The 20,563-nt window shown below is 68.7% G+C and carries 15 protein-coding genes and 1 pseudogene; 2 read left to right on the top strand and 14 right to left on the bottom strand.

All coding sequences use genetic code 11. The annotated features are described in order from the left end of the window. Nucleotide 1: 1 nt before the first annotated feature. Nucleotides 2–1,681 carry a rhamnogalacturonan lyase B N-terminal domain-containing protein gene (locus tag ACIBEI_RS36325; protein WP_398894728.1) on the top strand — a complete coding sequence of 560 codons (1,680 nt, stop codon included), beginning with the start codon at nt 2–4 and terminating at the stop codon, nt 1,679–1,681. 32 nt (nt 1,682–1,713) lie between these two features. Here the strand turns inward: ACIBEI_RS36325 and ACIBEI_RS36320 are convergent. Further along, nucleotides 1,714–2,553: pseudogene (locus ACIBEI_RS36320) on the bottom strand (right-handed parallel beta-helix repeat-containing protein); the annotation flags it as partial. Between the two features lie 243 nt (nt 2,554–2,796). Here ACIBEI_RS36320 and ACIBEI_RS36315 point away from each other — a divergent pair. Next, complete coding sequence (locus tag ACIBEI_RS36315) at nt 2,797–5,031, top strand: family 43 glycosylhydrolase (RefSeq protein ID WP_398894727.1); 2,235 nt, start codon at nt 2,797–2,799, stop codon at nt 5,029–5,031. Between the two features lie 28 nt (nt 5,032–5,059). On the opposite strand, the gene ACIBEI_RS36310 is transcribed toward ACIBEI_RS36315, so the two are convergent. The 13 genes from ACIBEI_RS36310 to ACIBEI_RS36250 form a co-directional block, all read right to left on the bottom strand. Further along, nucleotides 5,060–6,172 (bottom strand): right-handed parallel beta-helix repeat-containing protein, encoded by a 1,113-nt coding sequence (locus ACIBEI_RS36310; protein ID WP_189840539.1) that lies wholly within the window; start codon nt 6,170–6,172, stop codon nt 5,060–5,062. Nucleotides 6,173–6,275: 103 nt separating this feature from the next. After that, the gene (locus ACIBEI_RS36305) at nt 6,276–7,310 is read right to left on the bottom strand and encodes a pectinesterase family protein (RefSeq protein ID WP_398894725.1); all 1,035 of its coding nucleotides are present in this window, start codon (nt 7,308–7,310) and stop codon (nt 6,276–6,278) included. A 1-nt stretch (nt 7,311) separates the two neighbouring features. Then, the gene (locus tag ACIBEI_RS36300) at nt 7,312–8,442 is read right to left on the bottom strand and encodes a pectinesterase family protein (protein WP_398894724.1); all 1,131 of its coding nucleotides are present in this window, start codon (nt 8,440–8,442) and stop codon (nt 7,312–7,314) included. 2 nt (nt 8,443–8,444) lie between these two features. Further along, nucleotides 8,445–9,776, bottom strand: a complete 1,332-nt coding sequence (locus ACIBEI_RS36295; protein ID WP_398894723.1) for a polysaccharide lyase family 1 protein — start codon at nt 9,774–9,776, stop codon at nt 8,445–8,447. Between the two features lie 112 nt (nt 9,777–9,888). Continuing rightward, the gene (locus tag ACIBEI_RS36290; RefSeq protein ID WP_398894851.1) at nt 9,889–10,692 is read right to left on the bottom strand and encodes a rhamnogalacturonan acetylesterase; all 804 of its coding nucleotides are present in this window, start codon (nt 10,690–10,692) and stop codon (nt 9,889–9,891) included. A gap of 179 nt (nt 10,693–10,871) precedes the next feature. Further along, nucleotides 10,872–12,233, bottom strand: coding sequence for an ABC transporter substrate-binding protein (locus tag ACIBEI_RS36285; protein WP_398894721.1), 1,362 nt, complete (start codon nt 12,231–12,233; stop codon nt 10,872–10,874). A 65-nt stretch (nt 12,234–12,298) separates the two neighbouring features. Then, a complete protein-coding gene (locus tag ACIBEI_RS36280; RefSeq protein ID WP_398894720.1) occupies nt 12,299–13,447 on the bottom strand; it encodes a polysaccharide lyase family 1 protein in 1,149 nt (382 codons plus the stop codon). A gap of 68 nt (nt 13,448–13,515) precedes the next feature. Further along, nucleotides 13,516–15,066: a family 43 glycosylhydrolase gene (locus tag ACIBEI_RS36275; protein WP_398894718.1), complete on the bottom strand. Its 1,551-nt coding sequence runs from the start codon at nt 15,064–15,066 to the stop codon at nt 13,516–13,518. Next, a complete protein-coding gene (locus ACIBEI_RS36270; protein WP_398894716.1) occupies nt 15,063–15,905 on the bottom strand; it encodes a PmoA family protein in 843 nt (280 codons plus the stop codon). The genes ACIBEI_RS36275 and ACIBEI_RS36270 overlap by 4 nt, the downstream gene beginning before the upstream one ends. Continuing rightward, complete coding sequence (locus tag ACIBEI_RS36265) at nt 15,905–17,092, bottom strand: Gfo/Idh/MocA family protein (RefSeq protein WP_398894849.1); 1,188 nt, start codon at nt 17,090–17,092, stop codon at nt 15,905–15,907. The genes ACIBEI_RS36270 and ACIBEI_RS36265 overlap by 1 nt, the downstream gene beginning before the upstream one ends. A gap of 101 nt (nt 17,093–17,193) precedes the next feature. Then, nucleotides 17,194–18,546 (bottom strand): polysaccharide lyase family 1 protein, encoded by a 1,353-nt coding sequence (locus ACIBEI_RS36260; protein ID WP_398894714.1) that lies wholly within the window; start codon nt 18,544–18,546, stop codon nt 17,194–17,196. Beyond that, nucleotides 18,543–19,445 carry a carbohydrate ABC transporter permease gene (locus ACIBEI_RS36255; protein ID WP_398894712.1) on the bottom strand — a complete coding sequence of 301 codons (903 nt, stop codon included), beginning with the start codon at nt 19,443–19,445 and terminating at the stop codon, nt 18,543–18,545. The genes ACIBEI_RS36260 and ACIBEI_RS36255 overlap by 4 nt, the downstream gene beginning before the upstream one ends. Beyond that, nucleotides 19,442–20,377 (bottom strand): carbohydrate ABC transporter permease, encoded by a 936-nt coding sequence (locus ACIBEI_RS36250; protein ID WP_055616478.1) that lies wholly within the window; start codon nt 20,375–20,377, stop codon nt 19,442–19,444. Before ACIBEI_RS36250 ends, ACIBEI_RS36255 begins: the two co-directional genes overlap by 4 nt. Nucleotides 20,378–20,563: the final 186 nt, after the last annotated feature.

Genomic DNA, 20,563 nt, shown 5'->3' with positions numbered 1-20,563 from the left:
CTTGAGCACGCACAAGAAGCACCTCACCCGTCGTCGGCTGCTCGCCTCGTCCGCCGTGGGCGTGGCCGGCACCGGCGCGGCCGTCGTGACCGGCACCGGGCTGCTGTCCTCGGCCTCGGCAGCGACGTTCGGGTACACGGACGACGGCTCCAACTACGTGATCGACACAGGCGCCTCACTCGTCCTCAAGGTGTCCAAGTCGACCGGCGACCTCAACTCGCTGGTCTACAAGGGCAAGGAGTACGAGGGCTTCGAGGGCAAGCACTCACACGTGGAGACCGGGCTCGGCGCGTCCACGGTCACGATCAAGCAGTCCGGCTCGACGATCCTGGTGAAGGTCGCGCACGGGTCGATCACCCAGTGGATAGCGGCCCGCAGCGGCCAGAACAACGTCTATCTGTGGACCGACAAGGAGGACTCGTCCTTCACGGCGACCCGGTTCATCGTCCGGATCAAGCCCGGCATCTTCCCCAACTCCGGTGCCGACGCCTGGACTTCGACCGACACGACCATCGAGGCCTCGGACGTCTTCTCCCGCTCGGACGGCACGACGCACTCCAAGCACTACTCGGGCAAGCGCGTCATGGACTACGAGCACATCGGCTTCACGACCGGTTCGGCCGCGCTGTGGCTGGTGCGTTCCAACCACGAGAAGGCCTCCGGCGGCCCGTTCTACCGCTCGCTGCTGCGGCACACCAATTCCACCAGCGCGGCTCTCTACGAGATCCTGCACTACAACCAGTCGCAGACCGAGCCCGAGCGGTACGGGCTGCAGGGCCCGTACGTGCTGAGCTTCACGGACGGGGGCGCGCCCTCCTCCTCGCTGTTCCACGCCAACCTCGACACGTCCTGGGTGGACGGCCTGGGCATCACCGGGTGGGTCGGAAAGTCCGGGCGCGGCAAGGTGGCGGGCGTCGGTCTCAAGGGCATGGACGCGGACCACGCGTACACCGTGGGCTTCGCCAACTCGGCCGCCCAGTACTGGGCGAAGGCGGCCTCCGGCACGGGCGCATTCTCGTGCCCGGGGATGCTCCCGGGCACGTACACGCTGACGGTCCACAAGGGCGAACTCGCCGTCCACACGCGGGAGGTGACGGTCACGGCGGGCGGTACGACGGCCCTCAACAGCATCACGATCAGCGGTGATCCGAGCAGCGCGGGCACCATCTGGCGGCTCGGCGACTGGGACGGTACGCCCGGCGAGTTCAAGAACGCCGACCTGATGACGTACGCGCATCCGTCCGACGGCCGTGCCTCGAAGTGGACCGGCAACGTCACCATCGGCAGCGGCGGCGAGGCCGCGTCCTTCCCCTGCTACATCTGGAAGGACGTCAACGACGGAATCCTCGTCTACTTCAAACTGACGGCCGCGCAGGCAGCCGCCGCGCACACTCTGCGGGTCGGGGTGACGACGGCGTACATCAACGGGCGTCCGCGCGTGACGGTCAACGACTGGGTGTCGGCGATTCCGGCGGCGCCGTCACAGCCCTCGACACGGTCCCTCACCACGGGCTCCTACCGGGGCAACAACCACACGTTCACGTACAACGTCCCGGCGACCGCCTGGAAGTCGGACACCAGTCAGTACAACGTCCTGAAGGTGAACGTGGTCAGCGGTTCGACGGGCTCTGGGTTCCTGAGTCCGGGCACGTCCTTCGACTGTCTGGACCTGCTGTCCTGACCTCAGAGCCCGTCTCGCGCCCCGGGTACGTAGAACCCGGCGGAGCTGTTGCCGTAGGCCTCGTTGCCGTCAAGGACATGAGCGACCGAAGCACCACCTCCGCCGAGTTCGAACCCGTGGCCGCCGCCTTCGAAGGCGGGGTCCTTCCACCGGTTCCTCCCGTTCCCGTACGCCGACGAGTGCTCGACGGTGACCGGGCTGGAGAACTGCCAGAGGTCCAGGCCGTCGTCGGAGTTGTTGTACAGCCGGGCGCCGATGATCCTGTTGCCCGTGCCGGAGCCGAACTTCACGCCGATGCCGTCGGCGTTCCGGCCGTGCCCCGCCGCGTCGTAGTTGCCGTAACTGCGCAGGTTCTGCACGAGGTTGTCCGTCGTACCGTCCCCGCGCAGCGTGAACCCGGAGTCGCCGTTGTCCGCGGTGACCAGGTTCCTGAAGACGCCTCCGACGGACGAGGTGGCGACGAAGCCGAGGGACGGCGAGTTCTGCCAGGTGATGTCCTGGACGGTCCAGTGGTCGCCGTCGATCCCGGCGAGCGAGGATCCGGCGGCCAGCTTCGCCCCGTCGATCCGTACCTTCTCGCCGTCCTGCGCCCGGAGTGTGATCCGGTCCGAACTCGTGCCGTTCGCCGCCGACTTGAGGGTCCGTGTCGGGTAGTACGTGCCGCCACGCACCTGGATGGTGGTGCCGGCCGTGGCGTTCCTGACGGCGGACTCCAGCTGCGCCGCGGTCGACACGGTCACCGTCGTACCGGCGGCGCTCGCCCCGTCGGGCGAGAGGCCGAGATAGACGCCTCCCGCCCCGGAGGCGACGACCACCGCCGTCGCGACAGAGAGGGTGCCGGTCCTGCGGTGCCGTCCGGTGCCGAGACGCACGGGGACGTTCCTTTCCTGGGGAGCGGGGACAGAGGCGGGGCCGGGGCCGCTTTCTTTACTCGGCCCCGCCTCTGATCCCTGGTCGCCGCCTGCCCTCAAAAGGTTGCCGGGATCGCGCGAAACGAATCGAAACTTTCGCTCGCCCCGGGGCCGCTCCCACCGATTGACGGCCCCTCCGCCACTGGTGACACTCCGAGGGCAGCCCATCCCAACAGAATCCACCAGACCCCCACAGGATGTGTCATGCGCCCCCGCACCGTGCGAACGCTCCTGATCCCCCTCCTCACCCTCCTCCTGAGCCTGCTCGCCGCCCCACCGAGCCCGGCGGCCCAGCCCCAGGCCCCACCCGAAGCCCCATCCGGAGCACCTCACGTGACCAAACAGAAGTACGCCGGCTATCTCTTCGCCTACTTCACCGGCGAGGGCACGGCGGACGGCGAGCAGATCCGCTACGCCCTCAGCCGGGGCAACGACCCGCTGCACTGGCGGGAGTTGAACGGCGGCAAGCCGGTGCTCACGTCCACGACCGGCGAGAAGGGCCTGCGCGACCCGTTCGTGATCCGCTCCCCCAAGGGCGACAAGTTCTTCATGATCGCGACCGATCTGCGCATGTACCAGAACTCCAGCGGCAGTTGGGACGACGTCCAGCGCCACGGCAGCAAGTCGATCATGGTCTGGGAGTCCACCGACCTGGTCCACTGGACCGACCAGCGCCTGGTGAAGGTCTCCCCGGACAGCGCGGGCAACACCTGGGCGCCGGAGGCCTATTGGGACGACAAGCTCGGCGAGTTCGTCGTTTTCTGGGCGTCCAAGCTGTACGCCGACGACGACCCGGACCACACCGGCTCCACGTACAACAAGATGATGTACGCGACGACGAAGGACTTCCGTACCTTCAGCGAGCCGAAGGTCTGGGACGACCCCGGCTACTCGGTGATCGACTCAACTGTCGTGAAGAACAAGGGCACTTACTACCGCTACACGAAGGACGAGCGGGACCCCACGTCCTCCAGCCCCTGCTCGAAGTTCATCACCGCGGAGAAGTCGACCTCCCTCACGGACACCTCGTACGACTTCGTGTCGGACTGCATCGGCAGTGGCTCGATCGACCGCGGTGAGGGGCCGACGGTCTTCAAGTCCAACACCGAGGAGAAGTGGTACCTGTTCATCGACGAGTACGGCGGCCGCGGTTACGTGCCCTTCGAGACGACCGATCTCGACTCGGGCCGGTGGACGATGTCGACGAACTACCAGCTGCCCGCGAGCCCGCGGCACGGCACGGTCATGCCCGTCACGCAGGCGGAGTACGACCGGCTGCTCGCCGCGTATCCAGTCAGCGGCACCTCGGTCGTGGACGCGACGGTGAAGGACCAGAAGGGGTACGCGATCGTCACCGAGGCGGCCTCGAAGGTCGTGCTGCCGATGAAGCCGGGCGAGAACCTCGCGCGGCTCGCACCGAAGCTCTGGCTCGGAGAGGGTGCCACGGTGAGCCCGGCCTCCGGTACGCGCCGCGACTTCCGCAAGCCGCAGAAGTACCAGGTGACGGCGGCCGACGGCACGACCCGCACCTGGACCGTCGAGGCCGTGCCCACCCGCAGCCCGGTCCTGCCGGGGCTGTACGCGGACCCCGACATCCAGTACCTGGACGGCCGTTACTGGATCTACCCGACCACCGACGGCTTCCCCGGCTGGAGCGGCACGAAGTTCAAGGCCTTCTCCTCGAAGGACCTGGTCCACTGGAAGGACCATGGCGAGATCCTCGACCTGGGTCCTGATGTGTCGTGGGCGGACAAGAACGCCTGGGCGCCGGCGATCGCCGAGCGCGACGGCAAGTACTACTTCTACTTCTGCGCCGAGCAGCAGATCGGCGTGGCGGTGGCCGACTCCCCCGCAGGCCCCTTCAAGGACGCCCTCGGCAAACCCCTTGTGGCGAAGGGCGGTTCACTGCGGGGCCAGATGATCGACCCGGCGGTCTTCACGGACGACGACGGGACGTCGTACCTCTACTGGGGCAACGGCCACGGCTACGTCGTCCCGCTGAACGACGACATGGTGTCGTTCGACGCGTCGAAGATCCAGGACATCACCCCGGACAACTTCCGGGAGGGATCCTTCGTGGTCAAGCGCAAGGGCACGTACTACTTCATGTGGTCCGAGGACGACACCCGCAGCGAGAACTACCACGTCGCCTACGCGACCGGCCCGTCCCCGCTCGGCCCGTGGACCAAGCAGAGCACGATCCTGTCCAAGCGACCGGAGTACGGCATCCTCGCAACGGGCCACCACTCGGTGGTCAACGCGCCCGGCACGGACGACTGGTACATGGTCTACCACCGGTTCGGCCTGAACGGGCCGGGCCTGGCGGGCGGGGACGGCATGCACCGGGAGACGACCGTCGACCGCATGAAGTTCGCGTCCGACGGCACGATTCTGCCGGTGGTGCCGACCCTGGAGTCGATCAGGCCGGTACGGCACTAGCCCCGACTCGGTCTCGGTCCATTCCGTCTCAGTCCATCGTCGCGCCGATGGTGGTGCTGCCCGTGGTCAGGAACGTGGTCACGGGCAGCGCGCCGTTCGACTGGCGGGCGTTGTACGTGGTCGTCGCGCTGGTGGACCGGAAGGCGGGCGTCGAGATGCCCGAGTCCCAGTTGTTGCCGGACGAGACGACCGAGGAGCCCTTGCTCACCGAGCCGCCGCTGTTGCCGACCGCCAGGTTCTTGCCGAGCCTGGCGGCGCCGGTGGCGAAGTAGTAGCCCCACTTGGCGTTGGCGTAGGCGGTGGTGCGGTTGATGACGATGGCGCCCTTGTTGCTGTTCTCGGTGAAGCCGTTGCCCGCGTTGTCCCAGGCCGCGGAGTTGTTGACGACATGGGCGACGACCTCGCCGTCGCCGCCCAGCTTGTAGCCGTTGCCGTCGCCCGCGAACGCCGAGTCCGACCACCGGTTCTTTCCGTTGCCCATGGCCCAGGTGTGCTCGACGGTGACCGGCGACGAGAACGACCAGAAGTCCAGGCCGTCGTCCGAGTTGTTGTAGAGGCGCGCCCCGGTAACGAGGTTGCCGCTGCCCGAGCCGAACTTGATGGCGATGCCGTCCGCGTTCTCGCCGTGGGTGGCGGCGTCGTAGTGCCCGTAACTGTCGATGTTCCGGACGGTGTTGTTGGTGGTGCTGTCCCCGGTGAGCGTGAAGCCGGAGTCACCGCCGTTGATCGTCTTGATGTTGTCCCAGACGGTCGAGGCGCAGGACTGGCAGACGACCGCGCTGTCCGGGGAGTTCTGGAAGGTGATCCCCGAGACGGTCCAGTAGTCGGCGGTGAGCTTGAAGATCCAGTCCCCGTCGGGAAGGTTCGAGCCGTCGATCTTCACGGTCTCGGAGCCGTACGGCTGGAGGTAAATGCGGCTGGACGACGTGCCGTTGGCGGTCGATTGGAGGGTCGCCGTCGGGTAGTAGGTGCCGGCGCGCACCTGGATGGTGGTGCCCGCGGTGGCGTTCTTGATGGCGTTGGACAGGTCGGTGGAGTTGCTGACGACCACGGTGGCGGCGTGGGCGTGGGTGGGGATCACGGCGAGTCCGGCACCAAGAGCGAGAACTGCGCCTAAAGACAGAGCGGTTCGACGGGACATGGGTGTGGGGACCTTTCGTCGAGTGGTGTGGGGAGATTGCAGGTCACAGGACGGAGTCAGCCATGCGGGAACCCCGTCCTGCCGGGGTCACGGAGGGGGCTACTCAGGACTGGCACTCATAGGGCCTCCAGTCCCCGAGATACGTCTCCCGGGTGTGCGACTCGGCCTCCGCGTCCGTGAGCTGCGGCCGGTTCTCCGGCACCGAAATCACCGCGCCGGGACCGGAGTTGGCGTACTCACGGAAACGCATGGTCTGCCACGGATACGCCTCGCGCATGTTGATGTAGGGCTCCACGGCGTCGATGCCGGGCCCCAGCCAGGTGTCCCGCACGACGAGCGAGGGCCAGGCGGTCGTCTCGTACGAGGGCACCCACGGCCGGGCGATCCTGTACGCGGCGTCCTCGGCACCCGAGGTGATCCGGCACCGCACGGCGAGGAAGCCGTACGGATTCGCGCGGGCCGTGGCCGGGGCGAACACCATGCCCTCGGGTCTGAAGGTGACGTCCCGGTCGAGGGTGTGGAAGTGGCACCGCTCGAAGACCGCCCGTGCCCGCCCGAAGACGAAGTCCACGTCACCCTCGACATAGCAGTCCCGGTAGTACTGCCGGTCGAAGGCGTCGAGCGCGGTGGTGTCCGCGAACAGCGTGTCCTGGTGACCGATGAACCGCACCCGCTCGAAGCGCGACCGGTCGCCGGTGACGTACGCCGCCACGGCCTGGGTGCCCGTGATGTCGGGGTGGTCGGCGCGCAGCCAGTCGTTGGCCAGGGTGAGGTCGCGGACGGTCAGGCCGGGCGCCGCCGAGGTGAGGGTGGCGGAGCCCGCGGTGCCGTAGGTGCCTCCGCCGGGCCTGGGGGTGCCGTTGGCGTTGTCGAAGACGACCACGGCGGCCCGCGGATCACGGGACGCGCCGCGAAGCGTCAACTGCCCTTTGCCAGCGGGGATGTTGACGACCTCGCGATACGTGCCGGGGTGCACGACGATCGTCCAGCCCTCCCCCTCCACGGCGTCCACCGCGTCCTGGACGGAGCCGCCGGGGCGGACGTGCAGGACGCGGCGCCGGGCCTCCGCGAAGGCGGGGGTCGTGCCGACGGCCACCAGGCCACCGGCGATCCCGGTGAGCAGTGTGCGCCGGCGCATGTCAGCACCCCTTCCACGGGGTCCAGTCACCGAGGTAGGCCTCCCGGGTGTGCGACCGGGCCTCGGAGGAGGTGAGCTGGGGCCGGTTCTCCGGTACGGAGACCACGGCGCCCGGCCCCGTGTTCCGGTACTCGGCGAACCGCTGGTCCTGCCAGGGGAAGCCCGACGACATGTTGGTGTAGGGCGCCACCGCGTCGATCCCGGCGCTCATACGGGTCCCGCGCACGGTCAGCATGGGCCGGGCGGTGGTGTCCGAACTGGGCACCCACGGGCGGGCCAGCTTGTAGTAGGCGTCCGGCGCCTCGCTGGAGATCCGCCCCCCGGTCACCAGGTAGCCGCGCGGGTTGGCGCCCGCGGTGGAGGGCGCGAAGACGAACCCGTACGGGGCCCCGGTCAGGTCATCCCTGATCAGCGTCCGGAAGTGACAGTTCTCGTAGACGGCCGTGGCCCGCCCGAACACGAAGTCCACGTCACCCTCGACGTAACAGTCCCGGTAGTACTGCCGGGCGAAGGTGCCGAGGGCCATCGAGTCGGCGTACAGGGTGTCCTGATGCCCGAGGAACCGACACCCCACGAACGCGGACCGGTCGCCCTGCACCTTGATGGCGACGGCCTGGGTGCCGCTGATCCCGGGGTGCTCGGCGCGCAGCCAGTCGTTGGCGAAGGTGAGGTCCCGCGCGGTGAACCCGTCGGCCTGCACGAGGGTGGTCGCCGACCCCGTCGTGCCGTACGTCCCGCCGCCGGGCTTCGGCGTACCGGCCGCGTTGTCGTACACGACCACGACGTCCCGCGCCTCGCCCGAGGCCCCGATCCAGGTCATGTCCGTACGGGCGACACTCACGGCGGTCGTCTCCCGGTACGTACCCGGGGCGATGACGAGCGTGTACCCACTGCCACTCGCGGCGTTCACAGCCGCCTGGACGGTGGTGTGGTCGCCGAGGCCGCCCGGGTGGACGTACAGGGTGCGCTCGTCCAACCGGGCCGACGGTGAGCCGTACCGCCCGAAGGGGGACCGCCCACGCGCATGGGGCTGTGCCTGGGCCTGGGCCTGGGAAGAGAGCCCCAGCGCTAGGGCGGCCCCAACGCTCGCCGCCACGAACGACCGTCTACTGACCGGTGCCGGAAGGGTCATGATCAGCAGACCTTTCCGGCACCGGCACGGCCGCCGACGATGCCCGGCACGGCCCGCGGCGAGTCGACCTTCGTACGGAGGGTGGGCTTCCAGCCGGCGCCGGACTGGAGCGTCTCCTCGGGAATCTCCGCGTTGTGGACGGCGATGAGGTCCGTCCGCTTGCCGTTGACGTAGTTGTTCTCGGCGGTGAGGGGCGCCTCGTTCCACTTCTTCAGGACCTTGCCGACAGCGGCTCCGGCCGGCAGCGAGATCGCGTTGTCACTGGCGTAGAGCTGCGAGGAGATGCCGACGCCGAAGATGTAGTAGTCGGACTTCTGGTTCTCTGTCACGACGTAGTGGTTGTTGTAGACGTCGACCTGTCCGAACCGCACACGCGGAGAGCGCTGAAGGATCCCGTCGAAGCGGTTGTGGTGCATGGTGACCTTGAGCTTGCCGGCGTCCGTGGTGGCGGTGCTGTCGCTGTTGCCGATCAGCATGTTCTTGTCGTGGTCCTGGAAGCGGTTCCAGGACACCGTCACGTGGTTGGCGCCGCGCACGATGTCGGTCAGGCCGTCGTGCTGCTGGAAGACCTTGCCGAAGTAGACCGGCCGCTCGCTGTCGGGGTAACGCCCGTCGGTGAACGTGTTGTGGTCGATCCAGACGTGATCGGTGCCGTAGACGACCACGGCGTCGTACTCGGAGTTCCAGTTGCCGGTGTTGTTGTCGTCGGTCGGGTCCCACTTCGGGAAGCAGTCGAGCGGGGCCTCGACGGTGAGGTTGCGCATGATGACGTTCGAGACGCCCTTGATCTGGAGGCTGCCGCCGAGGATGCCTGAGTTCCTGCCGACACCGACGATGGTGGTGTTACTGGGGATGTTGGCCTTGATCTCCGAGTCCTGGTTGGCGGCGGACGCGACCCGTGCGTCCTCCTGCGGACCGCTGGCGACCTCGTCGTTGCCCCAGACCGCCGGGTCGTAGTCCTTGAGGTACTGCTGCAGGTCATAGCCCCCGGCGACGAAAGCCTCGCAACCCTCCGAGACGGCGTCGATCATGCCCTTGACCTTGATGATCTTCGGGGCGTTTCCGCCGGCCTTCAACGCGGCCTTGAACTCGGCCCAGTTGGTGACGGTGTAGACGTGCTCGGCGGTGGCGGTCGAACCACCGGTGGTACCGGCCCCCTCGGACCCCCAGCCGTCACCGACGGCGAGGGTCTCCCGCCCGAGGTCACGCCCCTGAGCGGCTTGGGCGACCGGGGCGGCCTGGGCATGAGCGACGGTCCCTGTGACACCGAGGACGAGAGCGGTGCATCCAGCAAGGGATGCAATGACATGGGCATGCCATATACGACTACGCATGAGTGCGGGGTTCCTTCCAAGCAGGGGGAGGGCCTACGTTTTTAGGGGCGCGGGGAACTGCGCGACCAGCCACAACCGACGGACGGCTATAAACGAACCTTCAGCCGCAGTACTACGACTCGGGCCAACTGATCCAAGACTCAGGAATGACCTCGTCGAGCCGCCGAACATCCCGCCGCACCAAAACCCGCCGACGCAGCAACTCCGCACCCACCATCCGAGCAACAGCAATGGCCCCCGGCGGATTGAAATGCGTGTTGTCCTGCTCGGTGGCAGTCCAGTTGAAGTACTTCTTCGTCTCCTCGACACCAAGCTCCTGCCACAACGCAATCGACAGCGCCTGAATATCGAGCAACGCCACCCCCTCCTCCTCGGAGAGGGCCCGCACGGCCGCGGGATAGTCGCCGTGGGTCCCCACGGCATTCCCGTCGGCATCGAACTTCCGCCGCTCCACGGAAGTGGCCAGCACGGGCCGCGCCCCCCGCGCCCGCGCCCCGTCGACGTACTGACGGAGATAGTCCTGATACGTCGTCCACGGCTCGGTGTACCGCGTGGGATCGGCGACCTTGGAGTCGTTGTGCCCGAACTGGACGAGAAGGAGATCACCGGGCCGGATCGCGGCGAGAACGACGTCGAGACGCCCTTCGTCGATGAAACTCTTCGAACTACGCCCGTTCACCGCATGGTTGGCGACGGCCAGCCGCTCCCGCAGAAAGAATGGAAGGGCCATGCCCCAGCCGGTCTCGGGTGCGGCGTCGGCGTATTTCTGGGCGGCGGTGGAATCACCGGCGATATAGAGCGTGCGCTCTCGGGGCCGCCCCTGCGGGGAGGCGGCGGCAGCGGGCCCCGTCGCCGCGACGGCGAGGGGAACGGCGGCAAGCGCGGCGGTGTTGATCTGTCTGCGGGTGAGTGACACGACGATGTGCCTTTCGGACAAGGAAAAGCAGCGGTTGATGCAGAAGGCGGCGCCCGAATCGCGCCCCTTCAGGGGCGCGGGGAACTGCGCAGTCATTTAGGGGCACGGGGAACTGCGCGACCAGCACAACGGCCCCGCAGCTCCCCACGATCGACCCCTGCGAAGGAACAGCGAAGGGGCTATCCCTTCTGCTCGTTCCACTCCGTCTGAGCCTCATTGAGCTGATCGGCCAGAGTGTCCAGGAAGTCCTTGGCACTCATGGACCCGTTCATGACCTTCTGGAACGCCGGCTCGTTGTCCGTCTTGGAAATGGTGTTCCAGTCGGGCAGGTAGTACGGCAACTGAACAATGGTCGTGGACCCATCACTCAACGCCTCGGCGGCAAGCTTCGTGGGCTCGGCCTCGGAAACCCACTCGTCCTTCGCGGCGTCGTTGTTCGACGGCACCTGACCGGCGGCCTGGTTGAACTTGGAGTTCTCCGCCTTCGAGGTCGCGAAGTCGATGAACTTCCAGGCGGCGTCCTTGTTCTTGGAACTCTTGAACAGGCCAAGGCCGTCCACGGGATTGGAGACCTGGACCCGCTTGCCACCGGGTCCGACCGGCTGCGGAATACCCCGGAACTTGTCGACGCCGAGCGCCTTCACATGGTCCTGGTAGGAGCCCAGGTTGTGGTTGAGCATTCCGATCGTGCCGGAGTCCCACTGGGCGACCATCTTGGTGAAGTCGTTGTTGAGGTCGGCGGCCGGGGTGACCTTCTTGAAGAGGCCCACGTACTTCTCCAGGGCCGCCACGTTCTTGGGGTCGTTGACCGTGGTCTTCTCGTTGCCGGTGTCCCAGAAGGACGTGATGCCGGACTGCCCGTACATGGCGTCGAGGGCCTGGGCGATGGAGCCGGCGCCACCGCGGATGGTGTAGCCGAACTCGTTCTTGCCCTTGTCGGTGAGCTTGTCGGCGGCCTCGTAGAAATCGTCCCAGGTGGTCGGCTCGTCCAGGACCGCCTGCTTGAACAGGTCGGTGCGGTAGTAGAGGACGCCGTTGTTGGCGGAGGTCGGGATCGAGTACAGCGTGTCGTCCCGGCCGCCGGCGGCCTTCAGCGACTTGACCATGTCCTCGTTGAGCTTGCCGTTGAGGGAGGACTTGCCGAGGCGGTCGTCCAGCGGCTCCAGCGCGTTCTGCGCGGCGAACCCGGCGAGCATCGCGGCGCCGACACCGCCGACGTCCGGCAGCCCGCCGCCCTGAAGGGCGGTGTCGACCTTGGACTGGTACTCGGTGGCGGCGATCCCGACGTACTCGACCTCGATGTCCGGGTTCGCCTTCTCGAAGTCGGCGATGATCTCCTTCCAGATGTCGGTGCGGACACCGCCGTTGTTGTCCCAGAAGACGACCTTGCCCTTGCCGCTGCCGTCGGCGCCCTTGTCGCCCGCCGCGCCGCTGCCGTCGTCGCCGCAGGCCGTGGCGGTCAGCGCGAGTACGGCACTCACGGCGACGGCGGCGGCGGAGCGGCGCGCTCCTCTACTGCTCCTGCGCATACTGGTCTTCATGATCGGCTCTCTTCTTCTGGATCCAACGAGGGTTGTGCCGCTGTGACGTTGTGAAGCTGTGGGGGTCAATGGCGGGCGTGGGGCGCCCGGTTGCCGGTCCCGGCGGGAGGGTCCGCGACGGTGTGGGCACCGAGGCCCTTCTGCGGACCGGAGAACTTGGACACGAGCGCGGGGACGGCCGCCGCCGGGTCGAGCCGGTAGTCGTAGAAGTCCCGCGGGTCGAAGGCCGTGCCCCACGTCTCCTGCCGCCCGCTCGTGTTCTTCAGGATCGAGCCGCGCTGCACCAACTCGGCCGTGGCGTCGGCCTGGTAGGGGTGCTGGACGTCCTGGTAGTAGCTGTTCTCGATGACCATCCTGGTCTTGCCGCGCGACCAGTTGCCGTACGTCCATACGGGGTCGCCGGGGTCCGCCTGGGCGGTCATGTAGTTGTTGTAGAGGTGTGCGTAGGCGCAGTTGTCGGCCGACGGGTTGCGCTGCTTCGTGCCGCGGAACCAGTTGTGGTCGATGGTGATCTGCGTCTTCACGTTCGGCGTCCAGCCGATGCCGAGGGTCTTGTTGTTGTTCTCGAAGCGGTTGTAGGAGACGGTGACGTACTCGCTGTCCTTGCGGATGTCGAGCTGCCCGTCGCAGATCCGCGAGAAGCGGTTGTGGTCGATCCAGACGTGGTGGACGGTGTCCATCTGGATGCCGTCGAAGTCGGTGTCCTTGCAGTCCCAGTTGCCCTCGACGTACGAGTCGCGGATCGTCAGGTTGCGGATGATCACGTTGTGGGTGCCGGGCGTGAGGTGCAGCTCGCCCTGGACGAGTTCCCCGGCCGTGCCGACGCCGATGATGGTCTTGTCCGAGGCCACGACGACGTTCGCGCCGAACGGCTCGGCCTTGATCGTCCCGGCGACCCGGATGACGTACGACTCCTCGGCGGCCGCGTAGCGCTCCAGGTCGGCCTGGGTGGTCACGGTGACGACCTTGCCGCCGGCGCCTCCCGTCGTACCGCCCTCCAGGGACGCGAAACCGTGGGCCCCGGCGGTCCGGCCGGCAGTCTCGGACACCGCCTCGGCCGGGGCGACGACCCCGAGCCCCAGTGCGGCCACCAGGGCGGTGACCGTGAGCAGGGTCCGGCCGAGGCCAGGGCCGGGCCCCGCACCGAGCCCCGGCCCGGAACCCGGCCCGGAACCCGGCTCGGGCAAGCGCTTGCTGCTACGGAAGTGCGTCATTGCGGCTCCCAACAGGCTTACTACGGTGATGACTTGAGGCGATCAGGCAGGTGGCGCGGTGACAGCGATCAGGCGGGTGGTGCGGTGATGCGGAACCGCGTGAACGTGGCCGCCCCGGCGTGTCCCCCGCCGGTCGGCGCGAGTGCGACGAGGCCGAGCAGGGCGCCGACCCAGCGCCAGGGGGTGGCGGCGAAGACCTGGCCGGACGGCTCCCAGCCACCGCCGAGGTCGTGGGAGAACCGGCAGCGCGCCCCGGCGCCGGCCTCGATCCGCAGCCGTACCCGTCCCTCGGACGCGAGCCGCGGATGCGCGGCGTCCCGCTCGCGCTCGGCGACCGACTCGGCGAACCGGTGCACGAGGTGGACCGTCCCGTCGGCCCCCCGTTCGAGCCCGATCCAGCTGAACGCGTCGCCCAGGACGGCGAGCCCGGCCCGCGCGCCCGGCTCCTCGGCGTCGAGCCTCAGCTCGACCTCAACGGTGCACGGCGTCCCGGGCAGCCGCTGGGTGAGCACGTTCGGTAACTTGCGCAGATCCTGCGCGTCGACCGTCCGTACGCAGGCCAGCCGCAGTCCGTCGCCCGAGTGCTGGGTCGCCCAGCCGTCCTGCGGGTTGGCGGTCCACTGCCACTGCCGTCCGAACCGCCCGCCGGGGAAGTCGTCGTCGGTGGCGGGCGCCGCCGGCGGCTGCGGCGGCAGGCCGGGCTTCCGGTGTACGGCGACGGGCACGCCCTCGTCACCGAGGACCGGCCAGCCGTCCGTGCCCCAGCGCATCGGCTGGAGGTGGACGACCCTCCCGTACGGGCCCTTCTCCTGGAAGTGCGCGAACCAGTGCTCGCCGGACGGGGTGCGCACCCAGCCGCCCTGGTGGGGGCCGTTGACGTCGGTGTCGCCCTGCTCCAGGACGACCCTCTCCTCGTACGGTCCGAAGAAGTCGCGGGAGCGCAGCGCGCCCTGCCAGCCGGTCTCGACGCCGCCGGCCGGGGCGAAGATCCAGAACCAGCCGTCGTGCCGGTACAGTTTCGGCCCTTCGAGGGTGAACCAGCCGGGTATGCGGTCGCCGTCGACGATCACCTTGCCGTCGTCGAGCAGCCCGGTCGCGTCGGGCCGCATCCGATGGCCGGTGAGCCGGTTCTTGACGCCGGAGCGGGACTTGGCCCAGGCGTGCACGAGGTACGCCTCGCCGGTCTCCTCGTCCCACAGCGGGCAGGCGTCGATGAGCCCCTTGCCCGCCTTGACGAGGTGGGGGCGAGTCCAAGGACCGCGTATCTCGGGGGCGTTGACCTGGAAGATGCCGTGGTCGGGGTCGCCCCAGAAGATCCAGAAGCGGTCGTCGTGGTGGCGCAACGACGGTGCCCAGACACCGCGGTCGTGCCGCGGCCTCCTGAACTCCCTTGCCGGTTCGAGGAGTTGGAGGGCATGGCCGACGAGCGTCCAGTTGACCAGGTCGCGGGAGTGCAATAAAGGCAGGCCCGGTACGCGGCCGAAGCTGGAGGCCGTCAGGTAGTAGTCGTCGCCGACGCGGATGAGGTCGGGGTCGGACCAGTCGGCGTTCAGGACCGGGTTGCGGTACGTGCCGTCGCCGAGGTCGGCGGTGAAGGCGGGTGTGCTCTGGCCGCTCATGGGCTCACCGCCTTGCGGACCAGGGCCGCGGCCTCGCCCCGGTCGAGGCGGCCGTCGGCGACGACGGTGACGACCCGGCGTACGACGGTCTCCCCGGCCGGGACCGGCAGCCGCTCCTCGTGGGCGAGGGACGAGCCGACGCCCGGGTACTCGGCGGTGCGCACGAACCACGGGTCGCGGCGGGTCCGCTCGGTGGCCCCGGCGAACACCAGCGTCCAGTTGGTGCCCACGAGCGCCAGCCAGTCGGCGCGTGCGCCGTGCACGGTGTCCTCGCCCTCGGTGCCGGCCGTGAACACCGCGGGCGCGGCGGCCTCCTTGCGGGCCCGCCAGAAGAAACCGCCGTAGGCCGCTCCGGGTCTGCCGTTGGTCGCCGGGCTGCCGATCGACAGGGGCTCGGCGGTCGTGTTGGTGAGCGAGAACGTGAAGTCCAACGCCCAGGCGGTGTCGGTGAGTTCGGTCGCCGCGGCCGTGCGCCGCTCGCGCAGCAGCTCACCGCCCGCCGCGACCCAGCGCAGCTCCTCCACGAAGCCGTCCGGGTCACGCAGCTGGAACGCGGCGTGCCGCTGGGCCCCGTGGTTGTCCAGCTCGGTCGGCCCCCGGTCACGTACGTAGGTGCGACCGCCCCAGAAGTTGAACCCCTCGACGTCGGGAACGGCGACACCGACGCCGAGGTGGTGGATGTGGTCGGCTGGGCTGAGTTCCGTGACAGCCGTGCCGGCCAGGGTGGTGACGGGGTGGAAGTACGGACGCGGCGACAGCTTCGGCGGCAGCTCGGGCCGGGTGACGTAACGGCCGACCGGGCGGCCCGCGACACGCAGGACCAGCGACTCGTTGTGCATCAGGTACTCACCTCTTTCGGGGGCGCCCACGAGGCGCCCAGCTCGGAGTAGAGGGCGAGGGTGTCGGCGGCGGCCGCGACGAGTCCGTCGACTCCGTGCACGATCCGGCGGTTCTCGTCGGCCTTCAGGTACCAGGCGTCGGCGGGCAGCGCGATGGGGTCCGGCGCCTGTCGAATCGCTTCAACGACCTTCATGAAGGCGCCCGTCGAGTCCGGCGCGACCAGCAGCTCGGCCCGGCCTTCGAGGTGCTCGACGAGGTTCTCCAGCAGGTCGGTCCTGCCGTACGTGATCTCCCGCGGGCCGTGTCCCGACCGCTGGACGAGGACGCGGTCCTGCTTGTACCAGAAGGTGATCCGGCCGCTGGTGCCGTGCACGAGGACGTACGGCTCGTCGGGGTGCTCGGCGCACAGGGTCGCGGCGACGGTGATCCGGTGGCCGGCCGCGGTGGTGACGCGGACGCAGGAGGTGTCGTCGGACTCGATGTCGTTGGCGCGCAGCAGCTCGGTCTCGATGCCGGTGACGTCCTCGGCGCGGGTGGCGCCGTCGAGGGCCAGGGCGGTGGCGACGGCGTGCGCGAGGGGGTTGGTCAGCACCCCGTCGACGACGTCGGCCCCGTTCATCCGGCGCCGCCCGGCCCAGGGTGCGCGTCGGTAGTACTCCTCGGCGCGCGCCCAGGCCCCGGCCCCGCCGATGCCGTCCACCCGGCCGATCGTGCCCTGTGCGATCAGCTCCCGGATCGCGGGCACGGCCCCCGAGCCCAGCGACTGGAAGCCGATCTGGCAGACCACTCCGGCCGCGGCGACCCCGTCGGCCATCCGGCGGAACTCGGCGTACGAGGGGGCCGGCGGCTTCTCCAGCAGGATGTGCACGCCCCTGGCGGCGGCCGTCAGCGCGAGGTCTGTGTGGGTGGGGATCGGCGTGCAGATCACGGCGATCGCGGCGCCCGTGGAGTCCAGCAGGGCGCCGAAGTCGGCGGACTGCTCGGGGAGTTCGCCCGGTGCGGTGAAGCCGCCCAGCTCCGCCTCGGTGAGCGGGGTCAGCTCGCAGATCCCGGCGAGGCGGACCAGGCCCTTGTCCTGGAGGCGGCGGATGTTCGCGAGGTGCCAGTGACCGTGACCGCGGGCGCCCGCGAGGACGACGGGGAGGGGGAACTCGTGCGAGGGCCGGGACCCTGAGGAAGAGATCATGGGTCCTATCGAAGCGGTTCCGGGACCGGTGGTAGTGCTCATCTGGCCGGTGGCGGTGCTCGTCGGGCCGTTGGCGGCGTTCATGGGGCCGGTGGCGGCGTTCATCGGACCCTCCCCGCTCCCGCGCCACGCGCCACGTCGCGGTCGGCCTTCGCGGCGCCGTCGACCGTGCCGTGCAGGGCGGGTGTCCAGCCGACGTCGGCGGTCAGGTCGCGTTCGCTGCCGGAGTTGTAGGCGTTGTGGATGGCGAGCAGGTCCACGGGGAAGCCGTTGAAGAGCGTGCCGGACTGGTGCAGGGCCGTGCCGTTCCAGCTCTTCACCAGGTCGGCGACCTCGATGTGGCCGGGAGTGGTGAACGCGTTGTTCTCGGCGTAGACCGCCGACTCGACGGAGATGCCGAGCGAGTAGCGGTAGTCGTGGGCGTCGGCCGGGACGACGTACCGGTTGTTGTAGACGTGCACCTGCCCGAAGCGGACGCGCGGGGCACGCTGGACGACGGACTCGAACTCGTTGTGGTGCAGGGTGACGCGCAACCTGCCCCGGTCGCCGGTGGCCGTGTCGCCGCTGCCGATCAGCATCGCCTTGTCGTGGTCGGCGAACCGGCTCCAGGAGACGGTCACCAGGTCGGAGGCGTTGGTGATGTCCAACAGGCCGTCGTGGCGCAGGTAGTTGCGGCCGAAGTAGACCGGCTCGTCCTCGTCGGGGTGGCCCTTGTCGGAGGCCGTGACGTGGTCGATCCACACATGGGTGGCGCCGCGCAGCCACAGCGTGTCGTACGCGGTCTTCCAGTCGCCGAGGCCACCGGTGTTGGGCTGCCAGACGGGGAAGCAGTCGTAGGCGTCCCGGAGTTCGAGGTTGCGGACGATGACGTTGTCGGCGTCGCGGACCTGGAGGCTGGCGCCCTTGAGTACGGCGCTGTCGCCGAGCCCGACGATGGTGGTGTTGGAGCCGACGGTCAGCTCGACCCGTGAGGCCTGGGCCGCCGCCGAGGCCTGGCGGGCCTCCTCCTGCGGGCCGGACGGCTTGGCGGCGCCCCAGGTGCGCGGGTCGTACGCGGCCAGGTACTTCTTCAGGCCGTAGCCGTCGGTCGCATAGTCGTCGCAGTCCAGCCGCTTCCCGGAGTCGTCGGTGTTGGCGTCGATCGTCCCCGCGACCTTGATGATCTTCGGGGTCGCGCTGCCGCCGTCGAGGGCGCGGACCAGTTCGGCCCGGTTCCGTACGGTGAAGACGTGGGCGTCGTCCGCGGAGGAACCCCCCATGGTGCCTCCGTCGGCGGCGGCCCAGCCGTCGTTCGCGGGCAGGGTGTCGCGGCCGATGTCCCGCGACTCGGCGTTCGCCGGTGCCCCCAGCGCGGCCAACAGTCCGCAGGCGAGGGCGACTTGGAGGACGCGGCGCCCTCTTGTCGTGCGCGGCAGGAAGGTGCGTACCCCAGTGACGCGCGTCGTCTCTCTCATCCCTTCACCGCCCCGGCGCTGAAGCCCGTGATCAGCCACTTCTGGATGAAGGCGAAGACGATCACGACGGGCACGGCCGCGATGATGCCGCCGGCGGCGAGCGCGCCCAGGTCGACGCTGTCGGCGCTCATCAGGCTGTTGAGGCCGACGGGGATCGTCTGCTTGTCCTGGTTGCTGAGGAACATCAGGGCGAAGAGGAAGTGGTTCCAGGAGTGCACGAAGGCGAAGGAGCCCACCGCGATCAGCCCGGGCCGCAGCAGCGGCAGGACGACGACCCTGAAGCCCGTGAAGCGGTTGCAGCCGTCGACCCAGGCGGCCTCTTCCAGCGAGTACGGCACGTTCCGGATGAAGCCGCTGATCAGGATCATCGACAGCGGAAGCTGGAAGACGGTCTCCGCGATGATGACGCTGCCCAGCGAGTTGATCATCTGGAGCTCGGCGAAGATCTGGAACAGCGGCACCAGGAGCAGCGCCCCCGGCACGAACTGGGAGCAGAGCAGCGCCAGCATGAAGGCGCGCTTGATCCTGAAGTCGAAGCGGGCGAGGGCGTAGCCGCCGGCCAGGGCGACGAGCGTGGTCATGAAGAGCGTGGCGACGCCGACGTAGACGCTGTTCTCGAAGTACGTGCCGAAGCTGCGCTCGTTCCACACCTTCTCGAAGTGCTCGAAGGTCATGGGCCAGGGCACGAGCGAGGTCGAGCCGGGCTTGCGCAGGGCGAAGAGCAGGATCCAGTAGAAGGGGATGAGCGTGAAGAGCAGGTAGATGCCGAGCGGGACGTAGATCTGCCAGCGCGGGGCCTCGTACCAGGCGCGCCTGCGCTTCCTCGGGTGCTGCGGGGGCTCGTCGGCCACAGGTGCGGGCGCGGCCGGAGCGACGGTGTCGATGTCCTTGGTGATCACTTGTCCCCGCCTCCGAACTTGCTCAGCCGCAGATAGACCATCGAGAAGAAGAGAAGGATCACGAACGCGACCGTGGTCAGGGCCGAGGCGTAGCCGAAGTTGTGTGCGTCGACGCTGGTGTTGGCGATGTAGAGCGGGAGTGTCGTCGTCTCGCCCGCGGGTCCGCCGCCGGTGAGGGTGTAGAGCAGGTCGACGTTGTTGAACTCCCAGACCGCGCGCAGCAGCGTGGAGAGGATGATGGCGTCCTTGAGGTGCGGCAGCGTGATGTGCACGAACTGCCGGAAGCGGCTGGCTCCGTCGACCTCGGCGGCCTCGTACAGGTCCTTCGAGACGGACTGGAGGTCGGCGAGGATGAGGATCGCGAAGAACGGAACGCCTCGCCAGAGGTCGGCGACCACCGCGGCGGGGAAGACGGTCGAGGTGTCGGAGAGCCAGCTCGTGCCGTAGTCCCCGATGCCCATGTCGGCGAGGTAACGGGTGATGCCCGTCTGGGAGTTGTAGAGGAGCACCCAGATCGCGGAGGTGAGCACCCCGGACACGGCCCAGGGCGAGAAGACCAGGGCGCGGCCCAGCGAGCGGCCCACGAAGGTCTGGTTGACGATCAGCGCGAGCGCCAGACCGAACAGCAGCTGCAGCCCGACCTCGACGACGACCCACTTGGCGCTGAAGACCAGCGTGTCCCAGAACTGCGGGTCCTCGGTGAAGGCGTGCACGAAGTTGTCGAAGCCCGCGAAGCCGTTCCGCCACGGCTTGGTGGGGTTGTAGTTCTGCAGGCTGTAGTAGAAGACGCTGAGCACCGGGTAGGCGATGAAGCCCAGCATCAGCAGTCCCGCCGGGGCGATCAGCAGGTACGGGAGCCTGCGGGGCGTCGCCGAGCCACGGCGCCGCCGGGGTGGCGCGGGCTTTTTCGCCACGGCTGCGGCTTGGGCCATGACTGTTCTCCGTTCTCGGGGTGTGCGGGGTGGTGCTGTGCGCTCGTTCCGTTCGTTCCGTTCCGTTCGTTCGGTTCGTTCCGTTCGTTCCGTCGTTTCTTCGCTTCGTGGAAGCGCTTGCTATCCGGGCAGTGCTGGGTGAAGCGCTTCGCATACATCGTTCGAGATCTCGGACAGAAGAGAGCG

The sequence above is a fragment of the Streptomyces sp. NPDC050988 genome (assembly GCF_044456225.1).
Taxonomy (GTDB): domain Bacteria; phylum Actinomycetota; class Actinomycetes; order Streptomycetales; family Streptomycetaceae; genus Streptomyces.
This window is presented reverse-complemented; position numbering and strand designations above follow the sequence as displayed.

Excerpts from the sequence above, each read along its gene's own strand:
- ACIBEI_RS36315 (WP_398894727.1), top strand. The coding sequence starts at position 2,797 with ATGCGCCCCCGCACCGTGCGAACGCTCCTGATCCCCCTCCTCACCCTC.
- ACIBEI_RS36310 (WP_189840539.1), bottom strand. The coding sequence starts at position 6,172 with ATGTCCCGTCGAACCGCTCTGTCTTTAGGCGCAGTTCTCGCTCTTGGT.
- ACIBEI_RS36305 (WP_398894725.1), bottom strand. The coding sequence starts at position 7,310 with ATGCGCCGGCGCACACTGCTCACCGGGATCGCCGGTGGCCTGGTGGCC.
- ACIBEI_RS36300 (WP_398894724.1), bottom strand. The coding sequence starts at position 8,442 with ATGACCCTTCCGGCACCGGTCAGTAGACGGTCGTTCGTGGCGGCGAGC.
- ACIBEI_RS36295 (WP_398894723.1), bottom strand. The coding sequence starts at position 9,776 with ATGCGTAGTCGTATATGGCATGCCCATGTCATTGCATCCCTTGCTGGA.
- ACIBEI_RS36285 (WP_398894721.1), bottom strand. The coding sequence starts at position 12,233 with ATGAAGACCAGTATGCGCAGGAGCAGTAGAGGAGCGCGCCGCTCCGCC.
- ACIBEI_RS36280 (WP_398894720.1), bottom strand. The coding sequence starts at position 13,447 with ATGACGCACTTCCGTAGCAGCAAGCGCTTGCCCGAGCCGGGTTCCGGG.
- ACIBEI_RS36275 (WP_398894718.1), bottom strand. The coding sequence starts at position 15,066 with ATGAGCGGCCAGAGCACACCCGCCTTCACCGCCGACCTCGGCGACGGC.
- ACIBEI_RS36270 (WP_398894716.1), bottom strand. The coding sequence starts at position 15,905 with ATGCACAACGAGTCGCTGGTCCTGCGTGTCGCGGGCCGCCCGGTCGGC.
- ACIBEI_RS36265 (WP_398894849.1), bottom strand. The coding sequence starts at position 17,092 with ATGATCTCTTCCTCAGGGTCCCGGCCCTCGCACGAGTTCCCCCTCCCC.
- ACIBEI_RS36260 (WP_398894714.1), bottom strand. The coding sequence starts at position 18,546 with ATGAGAGAGACGACGCGCGTCACTGGGGTACGCACCTTCCTGCCGCGC.
- ACIBEI_RS36250 (WP_055616478.1), bottom strand. The coding sequence starts at position 20,377 with ATGGCCCAAGCCGCAGCCGTGGCGAAAAAGCCCGCGCCACCCCGGCGG.